The following is a 15,324-nucleotide window of genomic DNA, read 5'->3' on the forward strand; positions in this document are numbered from 1 at the left end:
GGTTGCCTGCTGCGTATCCACGTCCCGTCAAACGAGTTGTTCAAGCGATGGTCACCGCGATCGTTTGGGTGATGGGTCAGCGGCTTCCGGCCGCCGCGACGGTCGGTGGGCCGGCGCCCTACCCGGACCGCCTGGCGGTGCCCGCCGCGAGGCCGATGGCCAGCGCGGCCAGATGGCCCGCGTCCACGAACGCGCGCCGACGCCGCAGCAACGGCCGTACGCCCAGCGCCAACAGCCCGGTGACGGCGGCCGCGCGCAGCCCGGGGTGCGGGATGCGGGCGGCGCGGCCGCCCACGACCGCATTGAAGCCGTAGCTCGGGCCCACGTCGATGGCCCGGGCCGTCTCCGCCGAGCTGCCGACGGCCCGCAGCCCCGCGTACACCAGCAGGCTCGCGCCGATGTGCCCCAGCGCGAAGACCCCGGCCGTGCGACGCGCGCCCCAGGCCGCTTCCGAGCGGCCGAGCACCGTGACCAGCAGCGCGGTGTGGGCCGGGCCCGGCGCCGCCTCGGTGAGGAAGGCGCTGGTGGCCAGGGTGTGCCAGCGACCGGCGCGGAGGTTGTCGAGATTCGTGGAGTGGGCACGCAGCAGCTTCTCGCGCCGCTCGGGGGCCAGTTGCCCGATCCCGTACGCACCGAGCGCCACCACTGTGGCGTACAGCGCCGTGGCCCACGGGACACGCGTTCGCGATGAGGTCATCGGTCCATCATCGGTGATCGTCCCCGCCGCGTTCTTCTTCCTGGCGTTCGGCCCGCAACTCGCCGAGCTGGCCTTCGCGCACGGGACCGCGAGCGCCGCCCCGACGCTGCCCTGCGGCCGGATGCTGCAGCGTTCGGTCTTGGCCTGATCCCGTTCTCCGCCCAGTACCTGATGCTGCGCGGCTGCTACGCCTTCGAGGACACCCGGACCCCGTTCTGGACCGCCGTGTTGATCTCCACGGTGAACATCGCGCTGGCCACCGTCTGCCACTGGCTGCTGCCGGTGCGCTGGGCGGTGACCGGGATGGCGGCCGGGTACGCCGCGTCGTACGGCGTCGGGCTGCTGGTCACCGCGGCACTGCTGCGCCGTCGGCTGGCGGGGCGGCTGGACGGCGAGCGGCTGCTGCGGACCTAGGGCAAGCTGGGCGCCGCCGCGCTGGCCGCGGCCGCCGCGGGATGGACGGCCGCACATGCCGCGTCCGGGACGGCGTCCGCGGTGGTCGAACTGGCCGCGGGCGGTGTGGTGATGGCGGGGCTGTACCTGGTCCTCGCCCGTGTGCTGCGTGTCACCGAGCTGAACAGCCCGAAGAGCGTGGTGCGTTGACCCGTTATCGGGAGGCGGGCGAGCGAAGAGTGCGGGAGACCACAGCGGTGCGCTGGTAGTGCTTCATCTCCTCGATGTCGCCGATGTACGGGCGGATCTCCGCGAGGAACCCGCGGAAGTACGGGCCGCCGCGGAATCCCTGCTCATGGTCCTCGACCGAGGCCCACTCGATGCGCAGCACGTAGCGCTCGGGGTCCTCCACGCCCTGCGCCAGCTCGTAGTCCAGGCACTGCGGGGCGAGGTCCAGCTGTTCGGCGGCGGCCGCGTACGCCTTCTCGAAGGCGATGCGGCGCTCGTGGTCCGCGATGCGGTAGCGGATGTACTCGACGATCATCGAGGTCCCCTTCTCGCTGATTCACCGGGGTCGGCCGACCGCGCCGGCAAACACCCCCTCACCAGGACGTTACGGCCATCCGCCGCCGCCGTCGCCCGGGCGCGCGGTCCTTTTTGCGGCTGGCACACCAAATAGGCCAGAAAGCTCCGGCGCACGACCTTTCGCTCCCGGGCTGCCATCCGGCACCGGCGCCCGTCCGTACGTACCCCGTACCGGCTACGCCGAGGCCTCGCGTACCAGGCAGAACGGGTGGCCCGCGGGGTCGGCGTAGATCCGCCATCCCCGGGCGTCGTCCCCGGTGTCCAGGGCGGTGGCGCCGAGCCCGAGCACCGCGCGCTCGGCGGCGTCAAGGTCCTTGACACCGATGTCGAGATGGAACTGCTGCGGCCGCTCGGGGTCGGGCCAGCGCGGCGGTCGGTGGTCCGCGGCGCGCTGGAAGGCGAGCACGCTCCCGGCGGGGGTGTGCAGGGTGGCCCAGTCGTCGCCCAGGGCCCCGCGCCGGTCAGGCCGGTTCACCTCGCCGCCGAGCAAGCCCTGGTAGAAACGGGCCAGTTGCAGGACTTCGGGACAGTCCAGCACGACGCACTGCAGGTCGCCGAGCACGTGCTCACTCCTTCGTATGCCGGGCGTCGCACGAGTGGGGCGGCCGCCCCCTGGTGATCTGGACCGTACTGGTGATGTGGACCGTACTGGTGGTCTGGACCGTACTGGAAGAACGCCAGGTGGTGGATCACCCGTGATCGAACGCGATAGGAACGATCTGTTTCGATAAATGGGCAAAAAGCGCACAATGGACATGCGGCCCCGCGCCGCCAGGCGCGGTCCAGTTGTGTGCGCAGTGAAGGAGATGAGTGGTATGGCCGACGTCTCACGCCACGCAGGTGATCTTTCGCAGCACCCTGATGTGCACGAGATGCGGGAACGCTACGCCCGTGTGATGGCCGGGCGAACCGAGGTGGCCGTGGACGGGCTGGTGCTCCTTGCCGGCCTGTGGTGCGCCGTCTCGGCCTGGACGGTCCACTTCTCCGCGGCCCGTCCGGACCTCGCGATCAACAACCTCATCATCGGCGTCACCGTGGCCGTGATCGGCCTCGGTCTCACCATGGCACCCGACCGGATGGCGGGCCTTAGCTGGGCCGCGGCCGCGATGGGGATCTGGCTGATCATCTCGCCCTGGGTGGTCACCCGCGCTCCGGACACGGGCGTCATCTGGAGCAACGTCGTAGTCGGCGCTGTCATCTGCCTGTTGGGCCTGGTGGCCGCGGGGGCGGTGGTGAGGGGCAGGAAGGCGACATCGGCAGCAACAACAGCCACTCGGTAACCGGAAGGGCTGTCTCCCACGCGCCTTTGGGGCGGCGCGCGGGCGGCAGCCTTTCGCGCTTTGCGCGCCGGTCGATCTGACCATCTGTCAGCTATGGCTACAGGGCGGTCAGATTGAGTCGGCGCAGCCGTTCGACGTCGGCGAGGATGTCGAGTTCGACGATCTTCCCGCGCCGGATGGTGAACCCCATGACCGCCATCGGCTGCCCCTCCGGAGCCGTCACGACCCCTACCGTTCCGTTCACCAGCGCGGGTCGCGCGAACTGAGCGAACCGCTGGAAGGCGAGCGCCTGTCCGGCCACCGCCCGCGCACCGCGGAACTCCATGGGCACCGCTGCGGCACCGGTGTCGGCCCGCAGAACGACATCCGGGTCGAGCAACGCGACCAGCGCGTCGAAGTCACCGCCGCGCGAGGCGGCGAGGAAGGCGTCGACGACCTCTCGCTGACGGGTGAGATCGGCGTCGGCGACCGGGGCCGCCCCCTGCACCCGGCGGCGTGCCCGGCTCGCGAGTTGCCGCGCCGCGGTCGGGGTGCGCCCGACCATGGGGGCGATCTCCTCGAACGGCACCGCGAACATGTCGTGCAGCACGAACGCCAGCCGCTCGGCCGGGGACAGCGTCTCCAGTACCACGAGCAGCGCGAGACCGACCGAGTCGGCCAGCAGCGCCTGCTGCTCTGGATCGATCCCTTCCGCGCTGCTCACCAGCGGGTCGGGCACCCGCCCGGCCAGCGGCTCCTCGCCCCGCGACGTGCGGGATCGCAGTATGTCCAGACACACCCGGCCGACGACGGTCGTCAGCCATCCGCCCAGGTTGTCGATGCCACCGCTGCCCGAGCGGCTGAGCCGCAGCCACGCTTCCTGGACGGCGTCGTCCGCCTCGCTCAGCGAGCCGAGCATCCGGTAGGCCACCGCCCGCAGGTGGCCGCGGTGCGCCTCGAACCGTTCCGCCAGAAATTCGCTCTCGTCCATCGGTCACATTCTCCCGTCGCGTTCCGTCAGTGCAGTGACGTCGGTTTGTGCAGTGACGTCCGTCAGAGCAGTGACGAACGAATCCGACTCGATGTGACACGACACGATGTGACAAGGGAGAACGCCGATGGCGACGACGCGGGCACGGATGCAGAACCCGGCCGTGATCATTCCTGAGGCCATGGAGTCCATTCTGGCCGTGGTGAAGGCCGCGAGGACGGGTGGTGTGCCGGAGACGACGCTCGAACTGGTCCATCTGCGCGCGAGCCAGATCAACGGCTGCGGTTTCTGCGTCGACGCGGGCGCCCGCAGCGCCAGGAAGGCGGGCGAGAGCGACGAGCGGCTGCTCGCGGTGGCGGCCTGGCGGGAGACGCCGTACTTCACCGACGCCGAACGCGCGGCACTGGCGCTCGCCGAGGCCGCCACCCGGCTGGCCGACCGGCCCGACCCGGTACCCGACGCGATCTGGGACGAGGCCGCCGCCCACTACGACGAGCGCCAGCTCGCGGGGCTGCTCCTGTGGATCGGCGTGACCAACCTCTTCAACCGCCTCAACGCCACCACCAAGCAGATCGCGGGCACGGTGACCTGGTAGCCGGGCTCGCACTCTTGAGGGTATGTGCGTTGGCCGCGCGGTGAGTTGCTCCGGCCGCACACCATGCGGCTCGACGCACTGCCGTCCCGCGGTCCGGCGCCGCGCGCGGAGACCAGGTCGAACCTACCGGTGGGAAAGGTGCGGGCCAGGTCGCGCCTTCGGCTGTACGGCGGTCGTCGGCACCGGCTGTGGATGCGTGAACTGCCTTGCGTCGTAGGGCGGTTGGAGGTATGTCGACCGAGGTCACCCGCCAGGTGTGGGCGGCCAGCCAGACGGCGTCTCCGCCCTCGCCGCACCCCAGGTCGGGGAAAAGACCGTCAGCGGCATACAGCGATCATCGCCACAGGCCGCGGACCTGGCCGATGCCCGGCCCGGTAACGGGAGACGTAGAAGTCTGCTGAGCGGACGCTGGGTGGCTCACCACACAAGCGAAGGCCGCCACCTCCTCCCTGGAGATGGCGGCCCTTGCCGTGCCACCTGACGATGCATCAGGTATCTGTACGACCGGTGCGCACCCGGTGCACAAGGCCCTGGAAGACAGCCGGGATCGATGGGAAGCGCTGAGCAGCGCTTCCCCAGTTCACAGCACGTCTCTGGACCCTGGCCCCAGGCCACCCGACCCCGCGCTTTAGATGTCGAAGTACAGCTCGAACTCGTGCGGGTGCGGGCGCAGCTGCATCGGGGCGATTTCGTTGGTGCGCTTGTAGTCGATCCAGGTCTCGATCAGGTCCTGGGTGAACACGCCGCCCTGGAGCAGGTACTCGTGGTCGGCCTCGAGGGAGTCGAGGACGGCCGGGAGGGAGGTCGGGACCTGCGGGACGTTGGCGTGCTCTTCGGGGGCGAGCTCGTAGAGGTCCTTGTCGACCGGCTCGGCGGGCTCGATCTTGTTCTTGATGCCGTCCAGGCCGGCCAGCAGCAGGGCCGAGAAGGCCAGGTACGGGTTGCTGGACGGGTCCGGCGCGCGGAACTCGATGCGCTTGGCCTTGGGGTTGGCACCGGTGATCGGGATACGGATCGCGGCGGAGCGGTTGCGCTGGGAGTAGACCAGGTTGACCGGGGCCTCGAAGCCGGGGACCAGGCGGTGGTACGAGTTCACCGTCGGGTTGGTGAAGGCCAGCAGCGACGGGGCGTGCTTGAGGATGCCGCCGATGTAGTAGCGGGCGGTGTCCGACAGGCCCGCGTAGCCCTGCTCGTCGTAGAACAGCGGCTCGCCCGCGTTCCACAGCGACTGGTGGCAGTGCATGCCCGAGCCGTTGTCGCCGAAGATCGGCTTCGGCATGAAGGTCGCGGTCTTGCCGTTACGCCAGGCGACGTTCTTCACGATGTACTTGAAGAGCATCAGGTCGTCGGCGGCGGCCAGCAGCGTGTTGAACTTGTAGTTGATCTCGGCCTGGCCGGCGGTGCCCACCTCGTGGTGCTGGCGCTCGACCTTCAGGCCCGCCTTGTTCAGCTCCAGGGAGATCTCGGCGCGCAGGTCGGCGAAGTGGTCGACCGGCGGGGCCGGGAAGTAGCCGCCCTTGTAACGGACCTTGTAACCGCGGTTGTCCTCCAGCGCACCGGTGTTCCAGGCGCCCGCCTCGGAGTCGATGTGGTAGAAGGACTCGTTCGACTTGGTGTCGAAGCGCACGCTGTCGAAGACGTAGAACTCCGCCTCCGGGCCGAAGTACGCGGTGTCCGCGATACCGGTGGACGCGAGGTAGGCCTCGGCCTTCTTCGCCACGTTCCGCGGGTCACGGCTGTACTGCTCGCCGGTGATCGGGTCGTGGATGAAGAAGTTGATGTTGAGGGTCTTGTCCCGGCGGAACGGGTCGACGCGAGCGGTCGACAGGTCGGCGCGCAGGGCCATGTCGGACTCGTGGATGGCCTGGAAGCCGCGGATCGAGGAGCCGTCGAACGCGAGGTCCTCGGTGGGATCGAACGACTCCACCGGCACCGTGAAGTGCTGCATGATGCCGGGCAGGTCGCAGAACCGGACGTCGACGAACTTGACGTCCTCGTCCCGCAGGAACTTCTTGGCCTCGTCGGCGTTCTGGAACATCCAACTCCTCCTCGGCCCGGCCTGGCGTGGCTCGGGGCTTGCTGGTCCGTGCGACCAGTGCGGTAGCGCACGCTGGTCCCGACCATATGGATCCGGCATTTCTCAAGGATGACCCATTTGTTTCACAGACGTTAACCGCCGAGTGCCGCGGCCCATGGGGTCAGCGCCGGGCGCCAGCCCTGGGGGCAGTACCTTGGTCGGGTGGACAAACGGGAAGCTTTGGGATCTTGGATCTCCGGCCCGCGCGCGGCGGCCGAGCAGATGGGCGCCGATTTCGGCTACCGGGGCAAGCGACTGGGGCTGCCCCAGGAGGGGTCCGGCTCGATCGCGCCGGTGGGCCGGCGGATCGCGGCGCTGTTCATCGACTGGGCGCTGTGCCTGCTGATCGCATACGGCCTGCTGGCCCATGGCAGCGCGCAGGCGGCCAGCAACTGGACGTTCGTCCTGTTCGGGGTGCTCAGTCTGCTCACCGTCGGGACGGTCGGCTGCACTCCGGGCAAGCGGCTGCTGGGCCTGCGGGTGGTCCGGGAGGACGGCGGACGGCTGGGGATCGGCGCGGTGGTGCTGCGTACGGTGCTGCTGCTTCTGGTGGTCCCGGCGACGATCTGGGACCGCGACAGCCGCGGGCTGCACGACAAGGCGGCCCGCGCGGTTCAGGTGCGGATCTGACGGAACCCGAAAGGGGGTTCGGGGCGTGGCCCCGAACCCCCTTTCGGGTGGCGTTCGCTCAGCGCATCTTGCCGTTCTTGGGCATCCGAGCGTTCTTCGGCATCGGCCCCTTCGGGATCGGCATGTTGCTCATCAGGTCGCCCAGCGCCTTGAGGCGGTCGTTGATCTCGGTGACCTTCGGGCCGGGCAGCACCCGCGGCAGCTTCAGCAGCGTGGTGCGGATCTTCTTCAGCGACACCTCGCCCTCGCCGCCGCCGACGATGATGTCGGTGACCGGGGCCTCCACGGCGACCCGCGCCATCTTCTTCTTCTCCGCGGCCAGCAGAGCCTTGACCCGGGTCGGGTTGCCCTCGCCGACCAGCACGATGCCGGCCCGGCCGACCGCCCGGTGCACCAGGTCCTGGTTGCGGTTCATCGCCACCGCGGGCGTGACCGTCCAACCGCGTCCGATGTTCTCCAGCACCGCGGCCGCGGCGCCCGGCTGGTTCTCCATCTGCCCGAAGGCGGCCCGCTCGGCGCGGCGGCCGAAGACGATCGCCATCGCGAGGAAGGCCAGCAGGAAGCCCAGGATGCCCGCATAGACGGGGTGGCCGATCAGGAAGCCGACGGCGAGGATCACACCGAAGGTGACGATGCCCACACCGGCGACGACAAGGCCGACCTTCGGGTCGACCCGCCGGGTCATCTTGTAGGTCAGGCCGATCTGCTTCAGCCGCCCGGGGTTCTCAGAATTCTCCCTCGCCATGCCGCACAGGATACGTGGCTCGAACGGCTGAGGCGCCACCGGATGGTGGCGCCTCAGCCAGCCGGGCGGAACCGTCTCAGCTGGGGCCGCCGTTGCGCCGGGAGGTGAGGGTGTCCAGTACGTGCTGTGCCTCGCGGCGGTCCTTGGCGCGCCGCCGGTCTTCCAGCACCGCCGTCCAGGCATTGCGCCGGGCGGTCTGCTGACCGCCGCGCAGTAGGAACGCCTCCACGGCGCGCAGGGCGCCGGTGACGGAAGTGGTGGTCGTGGCGGTAGAGCTCGGATGTGCATGCGCGGGGTGCGCCTGCATGGTCGGTCTCCCTCGGGCCGGAAGATACGGCAGGACTGTGCTCGTACCCAGGATCACCACATTGTGTTACCAGTCAGTGACGGACCGGTCAAACGGACGTGAAACCCTTGCATTGCCTTTACGCCTGACCGCCGCGCCGTTAACGCCCCCGTCGCTCCGGGGCGCACCGCGTGGTGTCGTGTCGCCCCGGAGCCGGGTTCGGCCTCAGACGGCCTGGGTCGCCACCGTGGCCAGCGCCGCCTCACGGGCCTCGATCGCCTGCTGGTACAGCCGCCCCGCGCGGTACGAGGAGCGCACCAGCGGACCCGACATGACGCCCGCGTAGCCGATCTCCTCGGCCTCTTCCTTCAGCTCGACGAACTCCGCGGGCTTCACCCAGCGCTCCACGGGGTGGTGCCGCACGCTCGGCCGCAGGTACTGGGTGATGGTGATCAGCTCGCACCCGGCGTCGTACAGGTCCTGCAGCGCCTCGCTGATCTCCTCGCGCTCCTCGCCCATGCCCAGGATCAGGTTGGACTTGGTGACCAGACCCGCCTCGCGGGCCCGGGTGATGACCTCGAGGGAGCGCTCGTAGCGGAATCCGGGGCGGATCCGCTTGAAGATCCGCGGCACCGTCTCCACGTTGTGCGCCAGCACCTCGGGGCGCGCGGAGAAGACCTCGGCGAGCTGCTCCGGCACCGCGTTGAAGTCCGGGATCAGCAGCTCGACCTTGGTACGGCCGCCCTCGCGGTCCGCGGTCATCGCGTGGATCTGGCGCACCGTCTCGGCGTACAGCCAGGCGCCGCCGTCCTCCAGGTCGTCGCGGGCGACGCCGGTGATCGTGGCGTAGTTGAGGTCCATGGTGACCACCGACTCGCCGACCCGGCGCGGCTCGTCACGGTCGAGCGCCTGGGGCTTGCCGGTGTCGATCTGGCAGAAGTCGCAGCGCCGGGTGCACTGGTCGCCGCCGATGAGGAAGGTGGCCTCGCGGTCTTCCCAGCACTCGTAGATGTTCGGGCAGCCAGCTTCCTGACAGACCGTGTGCAGGCCCTCGCGCTTCACCAGGCTGTGCAGCTCGGTGTACTCGGGGCCCATCTTCGCCCGGGTCTTGATCCACTCGGGCTTGCGCTCGATGGGGGTCTGGCTGTTGCGGACCTCCAGGCGCAGCAGCTTGCGTCCGTCGGGTGCGACTGCGGACACGGCGGGCTCCCTGTGACTTCGATTCTTCGGCGTACACCAGGGTACGCCCGTTGTTTACGCGCCTTCCGCCCTAGGGAACCCGCGACCTTGCGGGTGCATTCCCCTGAACGGACGGCTCATACCGCGCGCGGCAGCGGTACCACAGACGTCAGGACCTCGTGCAGGTGCTTCTGCACGACCGGCAGCACCTCCGTCACCGTGACCTCGCGGCCCAGTTCGTTGGAGAGCGAGGTGACCCCGGCGTCCCGGATGCCGCACGGCACGATCCGGTCGAACCAGGTGTTGTCCGGATTGCAGTTGATCGCGAAGCCGTGCATCGTCACGCCCTTGGCGACCCGGATGCCGATGGCGGCCAGCTTGCGGTCCTCGCGGCGCTGGCCCGCGTTGGACGGGGCGTACTCGGGCCCGTTGAGCCGGGGGTCGAACTCCTCGTCGTGCAGCCGCGGGTCGAAGTCCAGGGTGAGCCCGGGTACCGCCGGGCGCTCCTGCACCGGATCGCCCAGCACCCACACGCCGCTGCGGCCCTCCACCCGCGTCGTCTCCAGGCCGAACTCGGCGCAGGCGCGGATCAGCGCCTCCTCCAGCCGCCGCACATGGGCGACCACGTCCACCGGGCGCGGGAGCTTGAGGATCGGGTAGCCGACCAGTTGCCCGGGACCGTGCCAGGTGATCTTGCCGCCGCGGTCCACGTCGACCACCGGAGTGCCGTCCAGCGGGCGTTCGTTCTCGGCCGTACGGCGGCCCGCCGTGTAGACCGGGGGATGCTCCAGCAGCAGGCAGGTGTCCGGGAGCTCGTCCGCGAAGCGGGCGGTGTGCACCCGGCGCTGCTCCTGCCAGGCCTCCTGGTACTCGACTGCGTCCGGCCCGAATCCCAGGTGGACGAAGCGCAGGTCACTCACGCTGCCTCCTCGTTCGCTTCGCCGCCCGCGCGGCGCAGCGGTGCGGCCATGGTGGTGGTCCGCGGCTGGTCGGCCGCGGGTGCGTCGCTCACCATGGCTTCTCTGGTCATGGGTCATGGCGCCGTAAGCCACTGTACGGCTGAGCCACAGGTGGCCGATAAGCGGCTGCCGCTTGTACCACGACAACCCGGCCGGATGGCTGGATTCCGCCAGGGTGCACCGCCGTGGTTCACCCATTTCGGCGAATGCGGGGCGGGCGCGGCGAAGTGGGCGGTGCGGACAGCTACATTCGCGCCGTTCGCGGCGCTCGGCCATGCCCCGAGCGCCGGGCTCAAGCACCGCCCACGCCCCACCGACGCACCACCGTCCACCACGTCACCACGACGCACCACCCAGACCGCCTGTACCGCGTACCGCCATCCCTCCGAGGAGGGGACCGCACAGCACATGACGGATCGAACCTCGCAGCGCCCGCCAAACCGCCAACTCGCCTCACTGATCGCCGAGGCAGGATTCTCCAACGCGGGCCTGGCCCGCCGTGTCGACCAGCTCGGCGTCGAGCACGGGCTCGACCTGCGCTACGACAAGACCTCGGTCACCCGCTGGCTACGCGGCCAACAGCCGCGCGGTACCACCCCGGCACTGATCGCCGAGGTCTTCACCCGCCGCCTCGGCCGTCGGCTGTCCGCCCAGGATCTCGGCCTGGACGCCTGCGCGCCGGTGTACGCCGGACTCGAATTCGCCGCCACCCCGGAAGAGGCGGTGGACATCGTCAGCGGGCTGTGGCGCAAGGACACCGGCAGCCAGGCCGAACTGCGCAGAATCGCCTTCACCCCGGCCGGACTGGTGGTGCCCAGCAGGGACTGGCTGATCGGCCGCGCCGACGACCGGGTCGCCCGCGGACCGGGCAGCGGCCAGGAGGCGGTCCCCGAGGCCCCCCCGCTGCTCAGGGTCCCCGCGCAGACCCGGGGCCGCCAGGGCCCGGGCGGCCGCGGCGGACCGGCCCGCGAGCCGGGCCGCAGGGTGAGCGCCGGGGACATCCACGCGCTGCGCTCGGTCGGTGAGCTCTTCCGCTCGCTGGACCACGCCTACGGCGGCGGCCACGCCCGCCAGGCGCTCGTGCGGTACCTGGAGCACGAGGCGGAGCCGATGCTGCGCGGCACCTACGGGGAGGCGCTCGGCCGCCGCCTGTTCTCCGCCGCCGCCGACCTGACCAGGCTGGCCGGGTGGACGTCGTACGACATCGGCGCGCACGGGCTCGCCCAGCGGTACTTCGTGCAGTCGCTGCGGCTCGCCCAGGCCGCCGCAGACCGCGTCTACGGCGCCTACGTACTGGTGACCATGAGTCGGCAGGCGGTCTATCTCGGCCATGGCCGCGAGGCCGTCCAGCTCGCCCGGGTCGCCCAGCAGGGCGTGGGGACCGGCGCGGCGCCGGTCGTCCAGGCGCTGCTGCACGCGGCGGAGGGGCGCGGCCACGGGCTGCTCGGCGACGCCCGGTCGTGCTCGGCCTCGCTGGTCCGCGCCGAACGGGCACTGGAGGCGGCCCGGCCGGGGGACGAGGCGCCGTACTGGGCGCGGTTCTTCGACGAGGCGCAGCTCGCCGACGAGTTCGGCCACTGCAACCGCGACCTGCAGCAGTACCGGGCCGCCGCTCAGCACGCCGAGCGCTCGCTGCAACTGCGCGGGCCCGCCTACGCACGCAGCCGCGTCTTCTGCCGCACCGTGCTGGCCACCGCCCGCCTCGGACTCGGCGAGTTGGAGCCGGCCTGCACCCTGGCCTCGGAAGCGCTCCAGCAGGCGTCCGAGATGCGGTCGGTACGGGCGCTGGAGTACGTACGCGACTTCGGCCGCCGCGTCGAGCCGTACCGGGACGCCACACCCGTGCGCGCCTTCCACGAGCGCGCCGCGTCGCTCGGCATCCCGATGGGCTGACCAGGGGTTGCGCGGGGGCGGGCGGCATACGACCCGCCCCCGCGGCCTCAGGCCACCGCCGGCAGGTCGGGTGCCGTGTCGCCGTAGCCCGGGCGGATGCCGAAGTCCCGCATCACGTGGTGCGCGGCGCGGCGCCCGGAGAACAGGGCGCCCTGCACCGTGCTGGTGTCCCGGTGGTCGCCGCACACGTACAGCCCGCACAGCACCCGCACCGGCCGCCGTACGTCATGCGGCGGCGGCATCGCGGGGACCGCGTCCGGGTCGTGGTGCACGGCGAGCAGTTCCCAGCGCCGGGTGTCGGTGCCGTACAGGTCCGCCAGATGCGGGCGCACCGCGGTGTCCACATCGGCCGGCGGCGGGCCGAGCACGGTCGAGGTGATCAGCGTGCGCCCGGCGGGCGCCCGGGACGGGTCGATCGCGCTGGCCACCATGGTGTGCGCCACCGGTCCGCGTCGGTCGATGTCGAGCACCAGCAACGGCTCCGTCGAGGGCGCCCGATCGGCGGCGTGGTGCACCACCGTCACCGGGTGGAACCCGGGTACCCGCAGGCCGGGCAGCAGCGATCCGGCGTCACGTGCCCCAGTGGCCACCACGGCGGCGCGGCAACGGAGTTCACGGTCGTCGGCGGTGGTCACGGCGTTCGCCGCGACGGCGGTCGCGCGTACCCCGAGCCGTACGGTGTCGGGCGGCAGCGCCGCCGCGAGCAGTTCGGGAACCGTCGCCGCGCCCCCCGCGGGCAGCCCCAGCCGCCCCCGCGCATAGCCGCGCAGCACCAGATCGGCGCAGTGGCTGGAGGTGGTCAGCTGCGGGTCGTTGAGCAGCGCCGTCAGCAGCGGTCGTACGAAGCCGTGCACCACGCGGGGTGGCAGCCCGCGCGCGGCGAGCGCGGTGGCCGTGGTCGTCTCGGGCCGGACCAGCAGCCGGTCGGTGGGCGTCAGCGCGAGCCTGCTCAGGGCGGCGCCGAGCCGTGCCCTGTCCAGGGCGTTGCGCGGATGGACGGTCCGGTGGCCGCGGCCTCCCGCGCCCGGCGGCCCGGCGGTCGGCGAGATCGGCAGCAACCGCAGGGCACTCAGGCCGGGGGTGCGGCGCAGTTCGGGATAGGAGGTGTTCAGCAGCTGGCTGCCGCGGTCCAGACGGAAGCCGTCGACGTTCTCGGTCGCCATCCGCCCGCCCACGCGGGAGGCGGCTTCGAGCACGGTGACGGTGACCCCCGCGTTGATCAGATGGTGCGCGGCGGACAGGCCCGCAAGGCCTGCGCCGACGATGACAACGTCCGTGTGACGTCCGTGAAACGGCACGGTGCCCCTCCCCGGGGTCGGATTAGGCTCCCCGCTCACGCGGCGGCGTGTGCCGCGCGCCGCGCTGGAGGGGTCATGCCCGGATCCTCGCTGTCCAATACCGGCTGTTTCTCGCAGAGTTGACGACAATCGACGTCAGAAGGTGTCGCGAATCCGCCAACTTCTTTCAATACGGGGTGGGTTGTGGCCCGGGGTGGGTTGTGGCTCGAACCGACCGCAACTCCCTAATCGGCGAGCGCCGCACGGATGGCCTGGTCGATCTTGGGGAACGCGAACGCGAAGCCGGAGTCCAACAGCCGCCGGGGAATGACGCGTTGGCTGCTCAGCACGTCCGTGGCGAACTCGCCCAACGCGATGCGCAGCGCCGGTGCGGGCACGGCGGCCAGCGTCGGCCGGTGCAGTACCCGGCCCATCGCGGCCGTCACCTCCCGGTTGGTGACCGGCTCCGGAGCGGTCAGGTTCACCGGCCCGGACAGTTCCGGGGTGTCGATGAGGTGCCGCAGCGCCGCGATCTCGTCGTGCAGCGCGATGAAGCTCCAGTACTGGCGGCCGCTGCCCAGCCGTCCGCCGAGCCCCGCCTTGAAGAGCGGAAACAACCTGCCCCAGGCCCCGCCGCCGCCCGCCACCACCAGCCCCGTACGGGCCAGCACGGTCCGCACTCCAGCGGCCGTGGCCGGTGCCGTGGCCTGCTCCCACTCCTGGCACATCTCGGCCAGGAATCCGGTCCCGGGCGGCGCCGACTCATCCACCGCACGGTCGCCCGTGTCCCCGTAGAACCCGATCGCCGACCCGTTGACCAGCACCTTCGGTGGCGAGTCCAGCTTCGCCACGGCATCGGCGATGGCCCTGGTGCCCAGCACCCGGCTGTCCCGCATCTCCTTCTTGTACTCCTCCGTCCACCGGTGGTCACCGACCCCGGCGCCCGCGAGGTGGACGACCGCGTCACAGTCGGCCAGCCCCTTGGCGTCCACGAACTGCCGCTGCGGATCCCAGCGCACCTCCCTGGGCGCGGTGGGCTCCCGGCGCACCAGGCGGACCACCTGGTGCCCGTCGGCGAGCAGTGAACGGACGAGCGCGGAGCCGATCAGGCCGGAGGACCCGGTAACTGCGATACGCATGGGCCCATCCTGCCTCGGCACCGCGCGCCGCGCCGCTTGGCCCCGCCGGGCGGCTAACCGTTGAAGCGGCTCCACAGCTGCGGAAAGCGCTCCGCGATCTGCTCCCTGTCGTCGAAGTCGAGCTGGGCGCCCTCCGGCTTGATAGGCTGCTCCAGGTCCAGATCCGGCAGCCGTTCCCCGGTCAGCTGCTCGTACGCCTCGTCCGCCGCGTACCCCAGGTCTTCGGCGTAGCCGTCCACGTCCTCGTCGAAATCCTCCAGCAAGGTCGCGAGGTCGTCCGGGTCGCTGTGCAGCGCGCCCTCGAAGACATGCCGCCCCTGCCCGATCAACCAGCAACGCCAGGCGGAGAACGCGTCCTCGTCGGCACCGCCGAGCATGATGTCCGCCGCGCCCCACATGTCCCAGCGGTAGGCCCGGTTGAAGCGGGTCTCGAAGTGCCGGGCGAAGTCCTGCACGGCCTCGGGGTCGAGCCGGATCAGCCGGTCGACCACGAGGTCCGCCTGCTCGTCGGGGTCGCCGCCGGCGTCCTCACGAGCACCGTCGATGATCTCCCAGAACTCCGTTTCGTCCATCACCGCTCCAGCATCCTGGCTGGCGCCCCGGCACGCACGCGGAGTAC

General features: G+C 71.0%; 16 protein-coding genes and 1 pseudogene. 5 read left to right on the forward strand and 12 right to left on the reverse strand.

The features are described 5' to 3' along the window. Positions 1-118: 118 nt before the first annotated feature. Positions 119-697 carry a rhomboid-like protein gene (locus tag P2L57_RS31065; RefSeq protein ID WP_275820181.1) on the reverse strand — a complete coding sequence of 193 codons (579 nt, stop codon included), beginning with the start codon at positions 695-697 and terminating at the stop codon, positions 119-121. A 13-nt stretch (positions 698-710) separates the two neighbouring features. Between P2L57_RS31065 and P2L57_RS31070 the strand changes: the two are divergent. After that, a pseudogene (locus tag P2L57_RS31070) lies at positions 711-1,300 on the forward strand (lipid II flippase MurJ); the annotation flags it as partial. Positions 1,301-1,304: 4 nt separating this feature from the next. Here the strand turns inward: P2L57_RS31070 and P2L57_RS31075 are convergent. After that, the gene (locus P2L57_RS31075) at positions 1,305-1,634 is read right to left on the reverse strand and encodes a putative quinol monooxygenase (protein WP_275820183.1); all 330 of its coding nucleotides are present in this window, start codon (positions 1,632-1,634) and stop codon (positions 1,305-1,307) included. 216 nt (positions 1,635-1,850) lie between these two features. After that, on the reverse strand, positions 1,851-2,237 hold the full coding sequence (locus P2L57_RS31080; RefSeq protein WP_275820185.1) for a VOC family protein: 387 nt from the start codon (positions 2,235-2,237) through the stop codon (positions 1,851-1,853). A 253-nt stretch (positions 2,238-2,490) separates the two neighbouring features. Here P2L57_RS31080 and P2L57_RS31085 point away from each other — a divergent pair, with 253 nt between their 5' ends. Next, positions 2,491-2,955: an SPW repeat protein gene (locus tag P2L57_RS31085; protein ID WP_275820187.1), complete on the forward strand. Its 465-nt coding sequence runs from the start codon at positions 2,491-2,493 to the stop codon at positions 2,953-2,955. 97 nt (positions 2,956-3,052) lie between these two features. On the opposite strand, the gene P2L57_RS31090 is transcribed toward P2L57_RS31085, so the two are convergent. After that, positions 3,053-3,925, reverse strand: a complete 873-nt coding sequence (locus P2L57_RS31090; RefSeq protein ID WP_275820189.1) for a sigma-70 family RNA polymerase sigma factor — start codon at positions 3,923-3,925, stop codon at positions 3,053-3,055. Positions 3,926-4,073: 148 nt separating this feature from the next. On the opposite strand from P2L57_RS31090, the gene P2L57_RS31095 reads away from it, so the two are divergent. After that, positions 4,074-4,520, forward strand: a complete 447-nt coding sequence (locus tag P2L57_RS31095) for a carboxymuconolactone decarboxylase family protein (protein WP_275820260.1) — start codon at positions 4,074-4,076, stop codon at positions 4,518-4,520. 628 nt (positions 4,521-5,148) lie between these two features. On the opposite strand, the gene glnA is transcribed toward P2L57_RS31095, so the two are convergent. Continuing rightward, positions 5,149-6,558: a type I glutamate--ammonia ligase gene (glnA, locus tag P2L57_RS31105; RefSeq protein WP_275820191.1), complete on the reverse strand. Its 1,410-nt coding sequence runs from the start codon at positions 6,556-6,558 to the stop codon at positions 5,149-5,151. 201 nt (positions 6,559-6,759) lie between these two features. Between glnA and P2L57_RS31110 the strand changes: the two genes are divergently transcribed. Beyond that, the gene (locus tag P2L57_RS31110) at positions 6,760-7,227 is read left to right on the forward strand and encodes an RDD family protein (protein WP_275820193.1); all 468 of its coding nucleotides are present in this window, start codon (positions 6,760-6,762) and stop codon (positions 7,225-7,227) included. A gap of 58 nt (positions 7,228-7,285) precedes the next feature. On the opposite strand, the gene P2L57_RS31115 is transcribed toward P2L57_RS31110, so the two are convergent. The 4 genes from P2L57_RS31115 to lipB all read right to left on the reverse strand — a co-directional run bounded on the left by P2L57_RS31115 (position 7,286) and on the right by lipB (position 10,357). Then, on the reverse strand, positions 7,286-7,972 hold the full coding sequence (locus tag P2L57_RS31115; protein ID WP_275820195.1) for a DUF4191 domain-containing protein: 687 nt from the start codon (positions 7,970-7,972) through the stop codon (positions 7,286-7,288). 76 nt (positions 7,973-8,048) lie between these two features. Further along, complete coding sequence (locus tag P2L57_RS31120) at positions 8,049-8,279, reverse strand: SCO2195 family GlnR-regulated protein (protein WP_275820196.1); 231 nt, start codon at positions 8,277-8,279, stop codon at positions 8,049-8,051. Between the two features lie 204 nt (positions 8,280-8,483). Then, positions 8,484-9,458, reverse strand: a complete 975-nt coding sequence (gene lipA / locus P2L57_RS31125; RefSeq protein ID WP_275820198.1) for a lipoyl synthase — start codon at positions 9,456-9,458, stop codon at positions 8,484-8,486. 116 nt (positions 9,459-9,574) lie between these two features. Further along, a complete protein-coding gene (gene lipB / locus P2L57_RS31130; RefSeq protein WP_275820200.1) occupies positions 9,575-10,357 on the reverse strand; it encodes a lipoyl(octanoyl) transferase LipB in 783 nt (260 codons plus the stop codon). A 447-nt stretch (positions 10,358-10,804) separates the two neighbouring features. Here lipB and P2L57_RS31135 point away from each other — a divergent pair, with 447 nt between their 5' ends. After that, on the forward strand, positions 10,805-12,289 hold the full coding sequence (locus tag P2L57_RS31135; RefSeq protein WP_275820262.1) for an NsdA family TPR-like regulatory protein: 1,485 nt from the start codon (positions 10,805-10,807) through the stop codon (positions 12,287-12,289). Between the two features lie 47 nt (positions 12,290-12,336). Here the strand turns inward: P2L57_RS31135 and P2L57_RS31140 are convergent, their stop codons facing one another. From P2L57_RS31140 to P2L57_RS31150, 3 genes are all read right to left on the reverse strand, one after another. Then, entirely contained in the window at positions 12,337-13,587 is a 1,251-nt protein-coding gene (locus P2L57_RS31140; RefSeq protein ID WP_275820202.1) for an NAD(P)/FAD-dependent oxidoreductase, read from the reverse strand. A 224-nt stretch (positions 13,588-13,811) separates the two neighbouring features. Beyond that, a complete protein-coding gene (locus P2L57_RS31145) occupies positions 13,812-14,705 on the reverse strand; it encodes a TIGR01777 family oxidoreductase (protein WP_275820204.1) in 894 nt (297 codons plus the stop codon). 53 nt (positions 14,706-14,758) lie between these two features. Beyond that, the gene (locus tag P2L57_RS31150) at positions 14,759-15,277 is read right to left on the reverse strand and encodes a DUF4240 domain-containing protein (protein WP_275820206.1); all 519 of its coding nucleotides are present in this window, start codon (positions 15,275-15,277) and stop codon (positions 14,759-14,761) included. Positions 15,278-15,324: the final 47 nt, after the last annotated feature.

The organism is Streptantibioticus ferralitis, assembly GCF_029223525.1.
Lineage (GTDB): Bacteria > Actinomycetota > Actinomycetes > Streptomycetales > Streptomycetaceae > Streptantibioticus_A > Streptantibioticus_A ferralitis.